Below are 14,087 nucleotides of genomic sequence, written 5' to 3'. Positions count from 1 at the left end.
TGATGGCGTCAAAATGGTCGAAAATCCCGGCAGGATCAATGCGCCCTTCGCAATAATTTTCCCCTTTTGCCTCTGGACAAATGCGCCGTGCAATGCCACCCGCGAAGACATGACCCTGCCGTTCGACATATCGCCCGACCAGCCGGTGCTGATCGCCGGTCCGACCGCCTCGGGAAAATCCGCGCTGGCGCTCGCGATCGCCTGTGCGCAGGGCGGTGTCATCGTCAATGCCGATGCGCTGCAAGTGTTTGAAAACTGGCGCGTTCTGACCGCCCGCCCGTCTCTTGAGGACGAGGCCCGCGCGCCCCATGTGCTTTACGGTCACGTGGCCGGGGATGCGCAATATTCCGTCGGGCACTGGCTGCGCGACATCGCGCCCTACCTGTCCGGTCCGCAACGTCCGATCATCGTCGGCGGAACCGGGCTTTATTTTGCGGCACTCACCGAAGGGCTGGTCGAGATCCCGGAAACCCCGGCAGAGATCCGCGCAGGCGCCGACGCCCGGCGGTTCGACGAGGGCGGTCATGCCGGGCTGCTGGCGGAATTGGACGCCGAAGACCCCGAAACCGCGCAAAAGATCGACCGGCTCAACCCGATGCGGGTGCAACGCGCCTGGGAGGTCTTGCGCGCCACCGGCCGCGGTCTGGCCGCCTGGCAGGCCAACACGCCGCCGCCCGCCCTGCCCCTGTCCGCCTGCTTTCCCATCGTGATGGAGGCCGACCGCGACTGGCTCAACGCCCGCATTGCGCAGCGATTCGAAATCATGCTGCGCGACGGCGCATTGGATGAGGCCCGCGCCAATCTCGCCTCCTGGGACCCCGCTTTGCCCTCCGCCAAGGCCATCGGCGCGCCGGAACTCATCGCGCATCTCTTGGGCGAGATGACGCTTTCGGAGGCAAAAGAGGCCGCAACCATCGCCACCCGGCAATATGCCAAGCGTCAGCGCACATGGTTTAGAGCGCGCATGAAGGCCTACCACAAGATATCGCTGCCCTGAGCAGCGCTAGCGGGCACCCCAAGAAAAAAACATATCACATTGAAAACACAAGATTTTCTTTGACAGCCCCTTCTGCGACGCTAGGGTCGGCCAAGTTGTACAAACCGAACACGATCCTGCGCCATGCCCGAGAGCTTTTCGAGAAAAATTTTCCAAACCCCACCTCTGGGGCAGATGTCCAAAGTCACAGAACACGTCACGGCGGATGCATCCCCGCTCCCCGAGACCCCCAAAAAGCGCAAGCTGCGCACGCCGGACATTCCCGACATCCCCGCCCAGCCCGCCTATCGCGTGCTGCCGCTGGGGCGCGGTTCGAACACGCTTTCGACGGCGGAGAAATGGCGCATGCAGGCGATGCGCAGCCACCGCAGCCCGACGCTTCTGTGGTTCACCCGCGGTCAGGGCCGGATCACCGTCTCCGGCGTCACCCGCGGTTTCGGCCCGCACAACCTTCTGTTCCTGCCGACCCGCACCATGTACGGCTTCGAGCCCGTCGGTCAGGTCATGGGCTACCGCGTCCACCTGCCCGACGATGTCACCCTCGGCCTGCCCGAAGAGCCGCTGCACATGCGCTTTCGCGAAGTGCATCAGCAAAACGAGATCACCGGCATGATCGAGGCCCTGCAACGCGAGATCGAAGGCCATCAGCCGGGCCGCGACCGCGCCATGGCGCTTCAGGCCGGGATGATCGCCGTCTGGCTCGAACGCCAGATGTCGGTGATGCCCGATTACGACATGGCCCCCGACGCCTCCCGCCGCCTCGCCGCCGCTTTCACAGCCCTTGTGGAAAGCGAGCTGCGCGAGGGCCATTCGGTCGGCCATTACGCCGCAGCCCTCGGCGTGACCCCCACGCACCTGACCCGCGCCTGCAACATCGCCTGCGGCCGCTCGGCTTCGACAATCCTCGCCGACCGGCTGCATTTCGAAGCCCGCCGGATGCTGCGCGAAACCGACCTGCCGGTGAAATCCATCGCCGAGAAACTCGGCTTTCACTCGGCGGCCTATTTCAGCCGCGCGTTCCACAAACATACCGGCCTGTCGCCAAGGGACTTCCGCCAGACGCGGTGATTTTTTCTGCGGAGGGGCGGCCTCTGAGGAGTCAGTTAGGACGATCTGCGTGGCGAACGGAGCTATCGCTTCGATTTAGCCGCTTAGAGAGGCCCCTCGACCTCCGAGAATATAGGCAAGTTATCCCAAAATTTGTCATAGTATTCTGTTCTGTGAGAAACCTGCTGATCAAATTCAGAGCACAACCTTTCTTTTAGGTATATAAAGCGGCTCCCCAATTCTATTGTCTGCCTTGCAAAGGCAAGGAGTGAGTTGACGGTTAGGTCATCCATATCAAAATCGGGATTCTCGTGGAGCGCGCGCTTTCGATCCCTACTATTTTCCGCCAAATGGGCATAATGCTCGGTCCGGAGAACCCGAATTTGGCTCCGCGCTCGAGATGTTCCCACTTTGCCTACATCGGAAGATAATACTCTAAAGTACCCATCAAAATCTTGGGCATCTCGCTCGATTTCATTAGCCTCAAAGAACGCGCGATGCCTACTAACAATTTCGCCCAGAGCTTTTTCGGCATGAGTTCTCGCGGCAGGGATGGAATGAAACTCGTCCTGTGGCTCCCAGTGTCGGCTACAGAAAAGGACAAGACCGCTTTGAACACTGCGAATGCATAGATCCAGAGCATGGCCAGCATAACTATTAAGGTACTTCGCATTGCGATCCGAATTGTCTGCGATGCCTGCGAGAAATGCATAACAAGACAGACCGAATGATTGCTGTTTTTTGATCCGGTCAACAGTTTCGTCAAATTTCAGAAGATGGTCACTCGGCACTCTACCCTCCCCAACTATCAATAGAGCCAACAGCGTGACTGGGTGCTCCATCAGACACTGCATACGACTCCTTGAAAAAACAACGCCTTTAAAGGCCTCATTCTAGCTATTCTCTGCGCTCCTCCCTTGCCACTCCGCTCATACCTGTAAGCCAAACTCACCTCCCCGCCCCCCATAAAAAAGGCGGGGCCAAAACCCCGCCTTTGTCCTTCCAACAGACTGTCTTACGACTTGTCGTCCGCCTGATCCGGCACCAGCCATTCGGTCTGAAGCTCGGAGACATCCGTCACCACCTGATCGGCGAAGGCCATCACCAGCGCGTCGTAGAACGCGGCGCGGTCCGGCGGCACGATGGCGACATTCACCGGCTTGAAGCCCTCAAGCTCCTCGGCCTTGAGCATGATGTGGAATTTCTTCAGGGCTTCATCCGAGCCCGGGCCGTCGACATAGACCCAGCCTTCGAGCTGGTTGAATTCGCCGTCATCGCTCAGATAGGTCGCGCCCAGATTGGAAATCTCGGTCACATCGACCCGGACGTCATAATCGCCGCCCTCTTCCATCCGGTCGTTCAGACCGGCGGTGATCGCCAGCGTCAGGTCCTCGGCAATCGCCGGCCAGCGGTCGAGCGCGTTCGCATCGACGGCTTCGAGATTGGCCTCGACCTCGACGGAGGAAATGTCGAGCGGTTCGGCCAGAAGCGGCCCCGCGGTCACGGAAGCGGAGGTCAGAAGAGCAAACAGAACGGTACGTTTCATGTGTCTTATCCTTTCAAACGGCGATGCAGGCGCACCGCGTTGCGTTGAAAGGACAACCCCTGAGGCGGGTGAATGGTTCCCGGCCCCGGTCGACGGGCTTACGACCCGTAGATGATCCGCACGTAATTCATGGTTTCCTGATAGGGCGGCACACCGTCATATTTGTCCACCGCCTCGGGCCCCGCGTTATAGGCCGCAAGCGCCAGACGCCAGTTGCCGAAGCGGTTGTACATCATCCGCAGATAGCGCGCCCCGCCTTCGAGGTTCTGATGCGGATCGTTGATGTTCACGCCCAAAAGCCGCGCCGTATCGGGCATGAGCTGCGCCAGTCCCGTCGCACCTTTGGGCGATTGGATCGTCGGGTTCCAGCCGCTTTCCTGTTGCACGAGGCGCAGGAACAGATCGGTCGGCACGCCATGCTTGCGCGCCATCTGTTCGGCCACAGGCAAATATTGCCCCTTGTAGGCCCCGGTGTAGCGCTGGGTCAGACCGTCGGCGCCAAAGCGTTCCGGCTGATAGGTCACGGAGTTGGAATATTGGTCAGCGGCACGCCCGTCGAGCACGTCGAGCTGGGAGGCAAAAATCGCCATGCGGTTGCTGGTCGACAGCGTATCACCCGCGAAAACCGCCCCCGGCAGAGCACAGATCGCCACACCCAGCGCCAGAGCATATCCACGCCCCGACACACAAACCGACACACACCGCGCCCGCGTCGCCACCATCTTGTGAAATCCGTCCACCGTTTCCCTAACGCGCGGACTATAGCCGTAAATCCGCGCATTTCAAACGCTGTGTCCCTTGCAGGCGGATTTTAGCCCTTGCCCCTCGGCCCCCGGCAATGGTGTAACGGGGACCAACTCTAGAATCTCAGGGAGAAGTTCAATGGCCGGGTCCGTGAACAAAGTCATCCTCGTGGGCAATCTCGGGCGGGACCCGGAAGTGCGCACCTTCCAGAACGGCGGCAAGGTCTGCAACCTGCGGATCGCCACCTCGGAAAACTGGAAAGACCGCAACACCGGCGAGCGCCGGGAACGCACCGAATGGCATTCGGTGGCGGTGTTCTCTGAAGGCCTCGTGCGGGTCTGCGAGCAATATCTCCGCAAGGGTTCCAAGGTCTATCTCGAAGGCAAGCTTCAGACCCGCAAATGGCAGGATCAGCAGGGTCAGGATCGCTACAGCACGGAAATCGTGCTTCAGGGCTTTGACGCCACGCTGGTGATGCTCGACGGTCGCGGCGAAGGCGGCGGCGGTCAGGGTGGCGGCGGCATGGGCGGTGGCGGCGGCTACGGCGGCGGTTACGATCAGAGCCCCTCGGGCGGCTATGACGATCCGGGCTACGGCGGCTCCTCCGGCGGTGGCTACGGCGGCGGCTCGCAAGGCGGCTCCGGCGGCGGCTCCCGCCCCTCGCTCGACGACGACGAAATCCCGTTCTGAGACCGCTCAGAACCGGACCGGACCGAACACCCCGCCCGCGCGGGGTGTTTTCGTTTCGACCTCGCGCAACAGGCTGGAAGAAACCCCGCGACGAAACAGGCCGCGACATCTCGTCCCCCTCCTCTCAAAAATCGCCGGAATCGCCCCATATATAGAAAGAAGCCCGCAGAGGAAGCGGGTTCCCGCATCACATCAGGAGGAGATCATGATGAACCGTATTCTCGTTGCAAGCGACCTGTCGTCCCGCTCGGACCGGGCTGTGGAACGCGCCGTCCAGCTCGCAAAGGAACAGGGGGGCAAGATCGTCCTGATGCATGTGATCGACGAGGATCTGCCCGCCACGGTCATCACCCGCATGCGCCAGACCGCCGAGGAGGTGCTCGGCGCGGTCGCGCAATCCGAACATGCGCCCGAGGACACCGAAATCGTGGTCGAGACCGGCGATCCGGTCCTCACCATCGCGGAGATGGCCGAGGCGCTCGACGTCGATCTGGTGGTGCTGGGCGTGCACAAACCGCGCCCGTTCTGGGACATGTTCTCCGGCACCACGATGGAACGGCTGGTGCGTGCGCTGCATCGCCCGGTGCTTCTCGTGCACGACCCGGTGACCGGACCTTATGCCTCGGTGCTCTGCGGCGTCGACCTGTCGCCCTCCTGCCTCGCCGCCGGGCGCACCGCGCGGAGCCTCGCGCCCAAGGCGAAAATCACCACCTTCCACGCCGTGCACGTGCCCTATCAGGGCATGATCGCCCGTAACGCCAGCGAGAAACAACTCGCCCCCTTCGTCAAGGACGCCCAGACCCGGCTCGACGCCTGGTGGGACGAGGCCGCAATCCCCGAGGGACTGCCGAAACCCGAAGTGACCCCCGCCAGCGTGCATGATGCCTATACCGACGCCATGGCGCAGAGCGGCGCCGATCTCTTCGCGCTGGGCGCCCATGGCCGCATGCCGCTGTCGCCCAGCCTGCTCGGCGGCTTCACCGAAGAGCAGATCCGCGATCCGCAGAGCGATCTTCTGGTGGTGCGCGGCTGAAGCCGCTCAGTCGCCGATGGAGCCCGGGTGCATCACCGTGTTGCGCCCGGCCTGTTTCGCCCGGTAGAGATTGGCGTCGGCGCGGGTCAGCGTCTGTTCGATCTCGTCCGGGCTGGAATAGCTTTCCACACCGACAGAAATGGTCAGCCGAATGTCCTTCGGCAGGACCTTCTCCGCGAGATGTCGGCGCAACCGCTCGCCCACCCGCACGGCCAGTTCGACTGGCACATTGGGCAGAAGCACGGCGAATTCCTCGCCTCCCATGCGATAGAGATATTCCTGCCGCCGCAGCACTTCGCTCATGCCCTCGACCATCATCCGCAGCACCTGATCTCCGACGACATGGCCAAAACTGTCGTTGACCTCTTTGAAATGGTCGATGTCGATGAACAGCAGACTGCCCGACGCCCCCCCGAACCGCCCCTCCTCGAGACGGCGCATGAAGGCGCGGCGGTTGTGACAGCCGGTCAGCGGGTCGCGTTCCACCGCATCGCCAAGATCGTCTTCAAGCCGTTTCATCGTCCTCAACATGAACCGCATGAACACGACCACCGTGGCCAGCGCCAGAACGAAACGGAAGGCAAACAAGACATCCCCGGTCACATGGTAAATCAGCCCCCCGCCCAGAAGACTGACCAGAAAGCCGATGCCCTGCGCCACCGAGAGCGAGGAATAGAAGAATCCCGCCACCGTGAGCGGAAACAACCAGACAGAGGCCGAAGCCCCATGATGGGCGATCAGTTCGAACACCCCCACCTGCACCGCAATCAGGAGCAAGCTCGGATTGATCGGCACCCTTTGCCATTTCAGATAGGCCCTGAGATCGACGGCGATCAGCACCACGAGCAAGATGTAATAGGCCGACAGCAGATATTCACCGAGCACGATATAGCGGACGATGGCGACCGGCAGGATCAGGATCGCCATCGAGGCGATGAATTTCGCAATCAAGGGACTCCCCAGCGCCGTGGGCACCTGGAATCTCTTTCGAAGGGTCTTCATACCGGCCATGGCTTCCCCCATCGCTCTCCGACCATACACTCGCAATCCACAGAAATGCTTTTTAAAATGATTTTGTAAAAAAACTATGCAGGCACAGTTGAACACACCCCAAGGGGCCAACGCAAATCCCAAAGTTTTTTGTCGTTTTCAGAGGCCGTCCTGCAACACCGCAAGCACCGCCTCACGCGGCACATCCGCCGTCACAAAGGCCGATCCGATGCCCCGCGCGAGGATAAAGCGGAGCTGACCGTCGAGCACCTTCTTGTCCTGCGCCATCAGATCGACGAGCGCCTCCGCCGAGGGCAGATCGCCGGGGATGTCCTTGAGATCGCATTTCATACCCATGGCCTTGAGGTGCTCGCGCACCCGGCTCGGGGCCTCTTGCGAACACAGGCCCAGACGCGCGGACAGCTCGAACGCCAGCGCGCATCCGATGGCCACGCCCTCGCCATGCAAAAGCCGGTCGGAATAGCCGGTCGCCGCTTCCAGCGCATGGCAGAAGGTATGCCCGAGGTTCAAAAGCGCGCGGTCGCCCTGTTCGGTTTCGTCGCGCACGACAATATCGGCCTTCATCTGCACCGAATGCCGCACCGCCTCGGCCCGAAGTGCCATATCGCCCGCCGCCAGTTTCGGTCCGTTGGCCTCCAGCCATTCGAAAAAGCCCTCGTCGCCCAAAAGCCCGTATTTCTGCACCTCGCCGTAGCCCGCGAGGAAATCACGTTCGGTCAGCGTGCCGAGGATGGAAATATCCGCCAGCACCAGAGAGGGCTGGTGAAACGCGCCGATCAGGTTCTTGCCCTGCGGCGCGTTGATGCCGGTCTTGCCACCGACCGAGCTGTCGACCTGCGCCAGAAGCGTCGTCGGGATCTGCACAAAGCGCACGCCCCGGCGCAAAACAGACGCGGCAAACCCCGCCAGATCGCCGATCACACCGCCGCCAAAGGCCACAACGATGTCGCGGCGTTCGCATTTCTCGGCCAAAAGCCATTCGACCGCGCGGGTGAATTGCGGCCAGGCCTTGGTGCTTTCGCCCGCCGGAAGCGCCAGCGCGACCATCTCGATCCCCGCGCCCGCAAGCCCTGCCCGCAACGTCTCAAGATGCAGCCCCGCGACGGTCTCGTCGGTCAGCACGAAAACCTTTTTCTTCTTGCCCAACAAAGGCGCGATATGCGCCCCCGCCTCGGCCACCAGCCCCTCACCGATCCGCACATCATAGGCGCGATCCCCCAAAGGCACGTGAACGGTTTGGTAGCTCATTGATCTTCCTCCAGAATTCCACCATGGGCCTTGAGCGCCTCGACCACCTTGTCGGCCATATCCTCGATCGACAGCCCCGGCTCGGATTCGACCACGATCCCCGCCATCTCGTAAGACGGCGTGCGCGCCGCCACCAGTTCGCGCAGGGTCTCATAGGGGTTGTCGGTGCGCAGCAGCGGCCGCGTGTTCTTGTGTTTCACCCGGCTCCACAACAGATCGAGATCGGCCTTGAGCCAGACCGCGACGCCCTTCTCGGCGATCGTCGCACGGTTGATCTCGGAGAGAAACGCACCGCCGCCGGTCGACAGGATACCGCGCTCGGTGTCCAGCAGCCGACCGATCACCTCGGTCTCGCGCGCCCGAAAGAACGCCTCGCCATCGCGGGTGAAAATCTCCGCAATGCTGCGGTCGGCGGCTTTTTCGATCTCCTGATCCGAATCGAGAAAGGGCACGTCGAGACGCGCCGCGAGCGCCTTGCCCACCGCCGTCTTGCCTGCCCCCATCATGCCCACAAGGGCCACGGTCTTTCTCAACCCGCTCACGAAAACACCCCTCATCTGCCTTTCACCGGCGGCAATTTCCCGCCGATGAAAATTTCGCCCCCTCAATGGCGTGATCTTACGAAAAATGCCATATATAAAACCGAGAAAACCCGGGACCGGCGGAAAATCACGGACGACAACAGTCCGACCGGCGGGTCCCGGCGCAACGGAGGCAGTGAACTTTGCGCAAATTCCTTTTCCGGCTTCTGGCCGTCCTCATCCTTCTCGGCCTCATCGGCTTCATCGGATTCGCCTATGTCGGCGATCTCTCGCCCGAGCGCAGCGAACAGCGCGCCCCCGTCACACTCGAGCTGAAATAGGCCCCTCGCCCATGCGCGCCCCCTCGCCGTTCTCTCGCCGACACGTCGGCGTCCCAACCGGCCTGACCCTGTCCCTGCTGCTCGCGGCCCTGCCCCTCGAGGCTCAGACCGCTGCGGGCGACAAACCGCTCTCGGCCATCGACTGGCTGTCCGACACGCTCGAAACCCCGCGCCCGCTCACCGCCCCCGAGGCCAGCGACATTTCCGAGAACGCCCTGCCCGAAGAGGTCACGGTGATCCCGCTCGATGCGCCCGACCCGGATGCCGCCGGGCTCCTGCCCGCCTCCACCACCGGCCTGCCGCGCACCCTCTGGGGCGCCTCCACCGCCAGCGACATCGCCCGGCGTATCACCACGATTTCCGCCCGCTCCGATCTTTTGCCCGCCTCGCGACGGCTCCTGAACACGCTGGTGCTCGCGGAACTCGACCCGCCGGTGCAATCGGATCGCGACGGGCGGCTGTTTCTGGCCCGGATCGACGCGCTTCTGGCGCAGGGGCTGCTGGACGAGGCCGATGCGCTGATGGAGCTTGCGGGCCTCACCACGCCGGAAATCTTTCGCCGCGCCTTCGACACCAAACTGCTTCTGGGCACCGAGGACGCCGCCTGCGCCCGGCTCAATCACACGCCCGGCCTCTCGCCCGCGCTTCAGGCCCGGATCTTCTGCCTCGCGCGCGGCGGCGACTGGAGTGCGGCGGCACTGACACTGGAAACCGGCGAGGCGCTGGGCCTCATTCGCGAGGATCAGGGCACATTGCTCGCGCGCTTTCTCGACCCCGAGCTGTTCGAGGGCGAACCGCCCCTGCCGGTCCCCGATCATCCGACGCCGCTCACCTTCCGCCTGATGGAAGCCATCGGCGAGCCGCTGCCCACCTCGTCCCTGCCGCTGGCCTTCGCGCAATCCGACCTGCGCGCCACCTCCGGCTGGAAAGCCCGCGCCACCGCCGCCGAGCGTCTGGCGCGCGTCGGCGCGCTCTCGCCCAACCGCTGGCTCGGCATCTGGTCCGAACACCTCCCGGCGGCCTCGGGCGGCATCTGGGACCGGATCGACGCGCTCCAGAGTTTCGAGACCGCGCTGGCACGAAACGACCTCGAAATCGTCTCCCTGCGCCTGCCCAAGGTCTGGGACGCAATGCGCGCCTCCGGGCTGCAACCGGTCTTCGCCGAGCTGTTCGCGCAACGTCTCGCCGCGCTGCCGCTGACCGGCGAGGCCTCGGAGATCGCTTTCGAGGTGGCGCTTTTGTCCCCTGATTACGAAAAGATCGCGTTGAAATGGGCGACGCCGCTGACCCGCGATCAGGTGTTTTTGCACGGTATCGCCACCGGCAACCTGCCGACCCAGCGCCCGGTGGATGCGCAATCGCGCGCCATCGCGTCCGGCTTCCGCACCTCGGGCGTTCCCGTCCGGCTCGAAACCCTCGTGAACGAACAACGCTTGGGCGAAGCGATCCTGCGTGGCATCGAACTGCTCGAAGGCGGGGCGGCGGGCGATCTCGATGAGCTCTCCGATGCGATCCAGTTCTTCCGCGCCATCGGGCTTGAGGCCTCGGCGCGGCGCGCCTCTTTGGAACTTCTTTTGCTGGAACGACGCGGATGAGCCTCGCGGCCTCAGACGCCCGCTGGATTTCGGCCTTTGCCGAGGCGCAGATGGCGGAGCTGGGCGCAGCGGAAAACACGCGACTGTCCTACGGGCGCGATCTTGTGGGCTTCTCCGAATGGCTGACCCGCAAAGGCGCCACGTTCGAGAGTGCCAGCCGCGATCAGATCGAGAGCTATCTCGTCGCCTGCGAGGCCGAGGGGCTGGCGCAGTCGACCCGGGCCCGACGGCTTTCCTCGATCAAGCAGCTTTACCGCTTCGCCTTCGAGGAAGGTTGGCGTGCCGACAATCCGGCGATCCAGATCAAGGGTCCGGGGCGCACCAAACGTCTGCCGAAAACCCTGTCCGAAGACGAGGTGTCGCGCCTTTTGGATGCGGCGCGTGAGCTGGGCCGGACGGAGGCCGAACGGCTGCGCAACGCCTGCCTGATGGAAATCCTCTACGCCACCGGCATGCGCGTCTCCGAGCTTGTGTCCCTGCCTGTCTCGGCCACACGCGGCGATCCCCGGCTGTTGCTGATCATGGGCAAAGGCGGCAAGGAGCGCATGGTGCCGCTCTCGGAACCTGCCCGCGCCGCGCTCAGGGACTGGCTTTCGGCGCGCGACGCCGCCGAGGATCTGGCGAAACGTGAGACCGGGGCAAAGACTTCGGCCTTTCTCTTTCCCTCGCGTGGCAAGCTGGGTCACATCACCCGCGACGGGTTTTACAAGCTGATCAAGGACATCTCGGTTCAGGCCGGAGTATCGCCCGCCAAGGTCACGCCGCACACGCTGCGCCACGCTTTCGCGACGCATCTTCTGGCCCATGGTGCCGACCTGCGGGCGATCCAGACGCTTCTGGGTCATGCCGATCTTTCGACGACAGAGATTTACACCCATGTGCTCGACGAACGGCTCAGGGAACTGGTGTTGACCAAGCATCCGCTGGCGGAAGGCTGAGGTGATCCGAGTATTTTCGCCATCGGAAAGCCGTAAGCCCAGAGGGACCTGTTGCCATACAGGTGCCCGACAAAAGTCCGACGCAAAGCCGACGCAAATCCGACCGGCATTTTCGACGACAAGGCGGCTTTTTTCATGACAGGCGCTTATGGCCTTGAGAGCCTCTTGCGAAGACGCCTCCGCATGCCCATAACCATGCCATGACAGAGACTTCCTCGCTTTTAGACGCCGCCTTCTGGATCACCGCCGCCGCGATTGCGGGGCTTTTGGTGTTGTCCGCGTTTTTCTCCGGTTCCGAGACCGCCCTGACCGCCGCCTCGCGCGGCAAGCTGCGCACCCAGGCCGACAAGGGCGACAAGGGCGCAGAGCGCGCACTCAGCGTGACCGAGGACAGCGAACGGCTGATCGGCTCGGTGCTTCTGGGCAACAACCTTGTGAACATTCTGGCGACCTCGCTGACGACGGCGCTGTTCACCAAGCTGTTCGGCCAGAACGGCGTGGCCTTTGCGACGATGATCATGACCGTTCTGGTTCTGATCTTTTCCGAAGTCTTGCCAAAGACTTATGCGATTACCAACCCGGAACTGGCGGCCGCCCGTGTCGCCGGGCCGATTGCCGTGGTGGTCAAGATCTTCGCCCCCGTGGTGGCCTTTGTCCGGGTTTTGGTGCGGGGCATCTTGCGCCTTTTCGGCGTGAAGACCGACCCGAATGCGGGCGTTCTCGCCGTCAAGGAAGAGATCGTCGGCGCCATCACCCTTGGCATGTCCGAGGGGACGGTGGAGAAGGAAGACCGCGACCGTCTGCTGGGCGCGCTCGATCTGGCGGATCGCACGGTCGAGGAGATCATGCTGCACCGCTCGCAGATCGAAATGCTGGATGTCGACCTGCCGGCGCGCGAAATCCTCGAACGCTCGCTGAAAAGCCCGCACACCCGCCTGCCGCTCTATCGCGACGACCCGGAAAACATCGTCGGCGTCCTGCACTCGAAAGACCTCTTGCGCGGCATGCATGCCGACCGCGTGGCGCATGAGAGCGAGCACCCGACGATGCTGGTGGATTTCTCCGATTTCGACGTGATGACCGTCGCGATGAAGCCCTATTTCGTGCCGGAAACCACCACGCTCGACGACCAGATGCGGCAATTTCTCAAGCGCCACACGCATTTCGCCCTCGTGGTCGATGAATACGGGGCGCTTCAGGGGCTGATCACGCTCGAAGACATTCTGGAAGAGATCGTCGGCGAGATTACCGATGAATTCGACCGCTCCGAAGATGCGCCGAAGCAATCCGGCGAGACCGGCGACTGGGAGGTTGACGGCGGCATGACGATCCGCGACTTCAACCGCTGGACGGATTGCGCCCTGCCAGACGAGGAGGCCAACACCATGGCCGGTCTGGTGATCCACGAGGCCCAGACCATCCCCGTCCCCGGTCAGGTGTTCTCTTTCCACGGCTACCGGTTCGAGGTGATGGAGCGCAAAGACAACCGCATCACCAAGCTGAAAATCCGACCGCTGGAAGTGATCTGATGCTGTCCTATCAACACGGGTTTCACGCCGGCAATCTGGCGGATGTGCAAAAGCACGGTCTGTTGGCCACCGCCCTCGATTACATGACGCAGAAGGACAAGCCGGTGAGCTATATCGAGACCCACGCCGGGCGCGGGCTCTATGACCTTGCGGGCAATCAGGCGCAGAAGACCGGCGAAGCCGCCGAGGGCATTCTCAAGGTTGCGGATTGGTTCGGAGCGGAGCACCCCTATACCCGTGCGCGAGAAACCGTCGCGGGACGTCATGGTCCAACGATCTATCCCGGTTCTCCGGCGATTGCGGCGGCTTTGCTGCGCGAGATCGACACAATCCATCTGGCCGAGCTGCATCCCGGCGAGTTCGACCATCTCAAGACGGCGATGCGCGGCACCGGGGCGCATCTGGTGAAGGAAGACGGGTTTGCTCTGGCACAAAGCCTCTGCCCACCGACGCCCCGACGCGGGATGATCCTGATCGACCCGCCCTACGAAATCAAAACCGATTACGCGACGATCCCCGGATTTATCGCCAAGCTCCATCGCAAATGGAACGTCGGCGTCATCGCGCTTTGGTATCCGATCCTGACCACGGGCGCCCATGTCGCAATGACCCGTGCGCTTGAGGCCTCCGCCCTGCCCGGCTTTCTCAAACACGAGGTCCGCTTTCCCCCCGCCCGCGAAGGCCATGGCATGATCGGCTCCGGCATGATCTTCGTCAACGCGCCTTGGGGACTGGCGGAAGAAGGCGCGCGGCTGAGCGGATTGTTCGCACAGCTGACACAATAACAAGACTTTTACAGCTCTGTCGCGCCGTCATGCCGAGTGCAATATTTTTGCCTTTTTCCCAT

The 14,087-nt window shown here is 62.8% G+C and carries 15 protein-coding genes; 9 read left to right on the top strand and 6 right to left on the bottom strand.

Annotated features, from left to right (window positions below; genetic code table 11):
- Window positions 1-13: 13 nt before the first annotated feature.
- Window positions 14-997: a tRNA (adenosine(37)-N6)-dimethylallyltransferase MiaA gene (gene miaA / locus V1471_RS04600; protein WP_434287145.1), complete on the top strand. Its 984-nt coding sequence runs from the start codon at window positions 14-16 to the stop codon at window positions 995-997.
- A 174-nt stretch (window positions 998-1,171) separates the two neighbouring features.
- Window positions 1,172-2,065 (top strand): helix-turn-helix domain-containing protein, encoded by an 894-nt coding sequence (locus V1471_RS04595; protein ID WP_434287144.1) that lies wholly within the window; start codon window positions 1,172-1,174, stop codon window positions 2,063-2,065.
- A gap of 83 nt (window positions 2,066-2,148) precedes the next feature.
- Here V1471_RS04595 and V1471_RS04590 read toward each other — a convergent pair whose 3' ends face one another.
- The 3 genes from V1471_RS04590 to V1471_RS04580 form a co-directional block, all read right to left on the bottom strand.
- Window positions 2,149-2,835: a hypothetical protein gene (locus V1471_RS04590; RefSeq protein WP_434287143.1), complete on the bottom strand. Its 687-nt coding sequence runs from the start codon at window positions 2,833-2,835 to the stop codon at window positions 2,149-2,151.
- 224 nt (window positions 2,836-3,059) lie between these two features.
- Window positions 3,060-3,590 (bottom strand): hypothetical protein, encoded by a 531-nt coding sequence (locus V1471_RS04585; protein ID WP_434287142.1) that lies wholly within the window; start codon window positions 3,588-3,590, stop codon window positions 3,060-3,062.
- 98 nt (window positions 3,591-3,688) lie between these two features.
- Entirely contained in the window at window positions 3,689-4,312 is a 624-nt protein-coding gene (locus V1471_RS04580; RefSeq protein ID WP_434290862.1) for a lytic transglycosylase domain-containing protein, read from the bottom strand.
- 160 nt (window positions 4,313-4,472) lie between these two features.
- Between V1471_RS04580 and ssb the strand changes: the two genes are divergently transcribed.
- Complete coding sequence (gene ssb / locus V1471_RS04575; RefSeq protein WP_434287141.1) at window positions 4,473-5,024, top strand: single-stranded DNA-binding protein; 552 nt, start codon at window positions 4,473-4,475, stop codon at window positions 5,022-5,024.
- A 205-nt stretch (window positions 5,025-5,229) separates the two neighbouring features.
- Entirely contained in the window at window positions 5,230-6,057 is an 828-nt protein-coding gene (locus V1471_RS04570) for a universal stress protein (protein ID WP_434287140.1), read from the top strand.
- Between the two features lie 6 nt (window positions 6,058-6,063).
- Here V1471_RS04570 and V1471_RS04565 read toward each other — a convergent pair whose 3' ends face one another.
- The 3 genes from V1471_RS04565 to V1471_RS04555 all read right to left on the bottom strand — a co-directional run bounded on the left by V1471_RS04565 (window position 6,064) and on the right by V1471_RS04555 (window position 8,873).
- Complete coding sequence (locus tag V1471_RS04565; RefSeq protein WP_434287139.1) at window positions 6,064-7,032, bottom strand: GGDEF domain-containing protein; 969 nt, start codon at window positions 7,030-7,032, stop codon at window positions 6,064-6,066.
- Window positions 7,033-7,206: 174 nt separating this feature from the next.
- Window positions 7,207-8,316, bottom strand: coding sequence for a 3-dehydroquinate synthase (gene aroB / locus V1471_RS04560; protein WP_434287138.1), 1,110 nt, complete (start codon window positions 8,314-8,316; stop codon window positions 7,207-7,209).
- A complete protein-coding gene (locus V1471_RS04555; RefSeq protein ID WP_434287137.1) occupies window positions 8,313-8,873 on the bottom strand; it encodes a shikimate kinase in 561 nt (186 codons plus the stop codon). The genes aroB and V1471_RS04555 overlap by 4 nt, the downstream gene beginning before the upstream one ends.
- A 167-nt stretch (window positions 8,874-9,040) precedes the next feature.
- On the opposite strand from V1471_RS04555, the gene V1471_RS04550 reads away from it, so the two are divergent.
- From V1471_RS04550 to V1471_RS04530, 5 genes are all read left to right on the top strand, one after another.
- Window positions 9,041-9,178: a hypothetical protein gene (locus V1471_RS04550; protein WP_096804977.1), complete on the top strand. Its 138-nt coding sequence runs from the start codon at window positions 9,041-9,043 to the stop codon at window positions 9,176-9,178.
- Window positions 9,179-9,189: 11 nt separating this feature from the next.
- On the top strand, window positions 9,190-10,773 hold the full coding sequence (locus tag V1471_RS04545; protein ID WP_434287136.1) for a hypothetical protein: 1,584 nt from the start codon (window positions 9,190-9,192) through the stop codon (window positions 10,771-10,773).
- The gene (locus tag V1471_RS04540; protein WP_434287135.1) at window positions 10,770-11,711 is read left to right on the top strand and encodes a site-specific tyrosine recombinase XerD; all 942 of its coding nucleotides are present in this window, start codon (window positions 10,770-10,772) and stop codon (window positions 11,709-11,711) included. Before V1471_RS04545 ends, V1471_RS04540 begins: the two co-directional genes overlap by 4 nt.
- A gap of 200 nt (window positions 11,712-11,911) precedes the next feature.
- Entirely contained in the window at window positions 11,912-13,240 is a 1,329-nt protein-coding gene (locus V1471_RS04535) for an HlyC/CorC family transporter (protein WP_434287134.1), read from the top strand.
- Window positions 13,240-14,025, top strand: a complete 786-nt coding sequence (locus tag V1471_RS04530) for a 23S rRNA (adenine(2030)-N(6))-methyltransferase RlmJ (RefSeq protein WP_434287132.1) — start codon at window positions 13,240-13,242, stop codon at window positions 14,023-14,025. The genes V1471_RS04535 and V1471_RS04530 overlap by 1 nt, the downstream gene beginning before the upstream one ends.
- The last annotated feature ends 62 nt before the right edge of the window (window positions 14,026-14,087 follow it).

The sequence above is a fragment of the Celeribacter sp. SCSIO 80788 genome (genome assembly GCF_051054295.1).
GTDB lineage: Bacteria > Pseudomonadota > Alphaproteobacteria > Rhodobacterales > Rhodobacteraceae > Celeribacter.
This window is presented reverse-complemented; position numbering and strand designations above follow the sequence as displayed.

What these genes read in the sequence shown, in the direction of transcription:
- V1471_RS04555 (WP_434287137.1), bottom strand. Translation starts at nt 8,873, where the DNA reads ATGAGGGGTGTTTTCGTGAGCGGGTTGAGAAAGACCGTGGCCCTTGTG.
- V1471_RS04545 (WP_434287136.1), top strand. Translation starts at nt 9,190, where the DNA reads ATGCGCGCCCCCTCGCCGTTCTCTCGCCGACACGTCGGCGTCCCAACC.
- V1471_RS04570 (WP_434287140.1), top strand. Translation starts at nt 5,230, where the DNA reads ATGATGAACCGTATTCTCGTTGCAAGCGACCTGTCGTCCCGCTCGGAC.
- aroB (WP_434287138.1), bottom strand. Translation starts at nt 8,316, where the DNA reads ATGAGCTACCAAACCGTTCACGTGCCTTTGGGGGATCGCGCCTATGAT.
- V1471_RS04530 (WP_434287132.1), top strand. Translation starts at nt 13,240, where the DNA reads ATGCTGTCCTATCAACACGGGTTTCACGCCGGCAATCTGGCGGATGTG.
- miaA (WP_434287145.1), top strand. Translation starts at nt 14, where the DNA reads ATGGTCGAAAATCCCGGCAGGATCAATGCGCCCTTCGCAATAATTTTC.
- V1471_RS04580 (WP_434290862.1), bottom strand. Translation starts at nt 4,312, where the DNA reads ATGGTGGCGACGCGGGCGCGGTGTGTGTCGGTTTGTGTGTCGGGGCGT.
- V1471_RS04595 (WP_434287144.1), top strand. Translation starts at nt 1,172, where the DNA reads ATGTCCAAAGTCACAGAACACGTCACGGCGGATGCATCCCCGCTCCCC.
- V1471_RS04585 (WP_434287142.1), bottom strand. Translation starts at nt 3,590, where the DNA reads ATGAAACGTACCGTTCTGTTTGCTCTTCTGACCTCCGCTTCCGTGACC.
- V1471_RS04535 (WP_434287134.1), top strand. Translation starts at nt 11,912, where the DNA reads ATGACAGAGACTTCCTCGCTTTTAGACGCCGCCTTCTGGATCACCGCC.
- ssb (WP_434287141.1), top strand. Translation starts at nt 4,473, where the DNA reads ATGGCCGGGTCCGTGAACAAAGTCATCCTCGTGGGCAATCTCGGGCGG.
- V1471_RS04540 (WP_434287135.1), top strand. Translation starts at nt 10,770, where the DNA reads ATGAGCCTCGCGGCCTCAGACGCCCGCTGGATTTCGGCCTTTGCCGAG.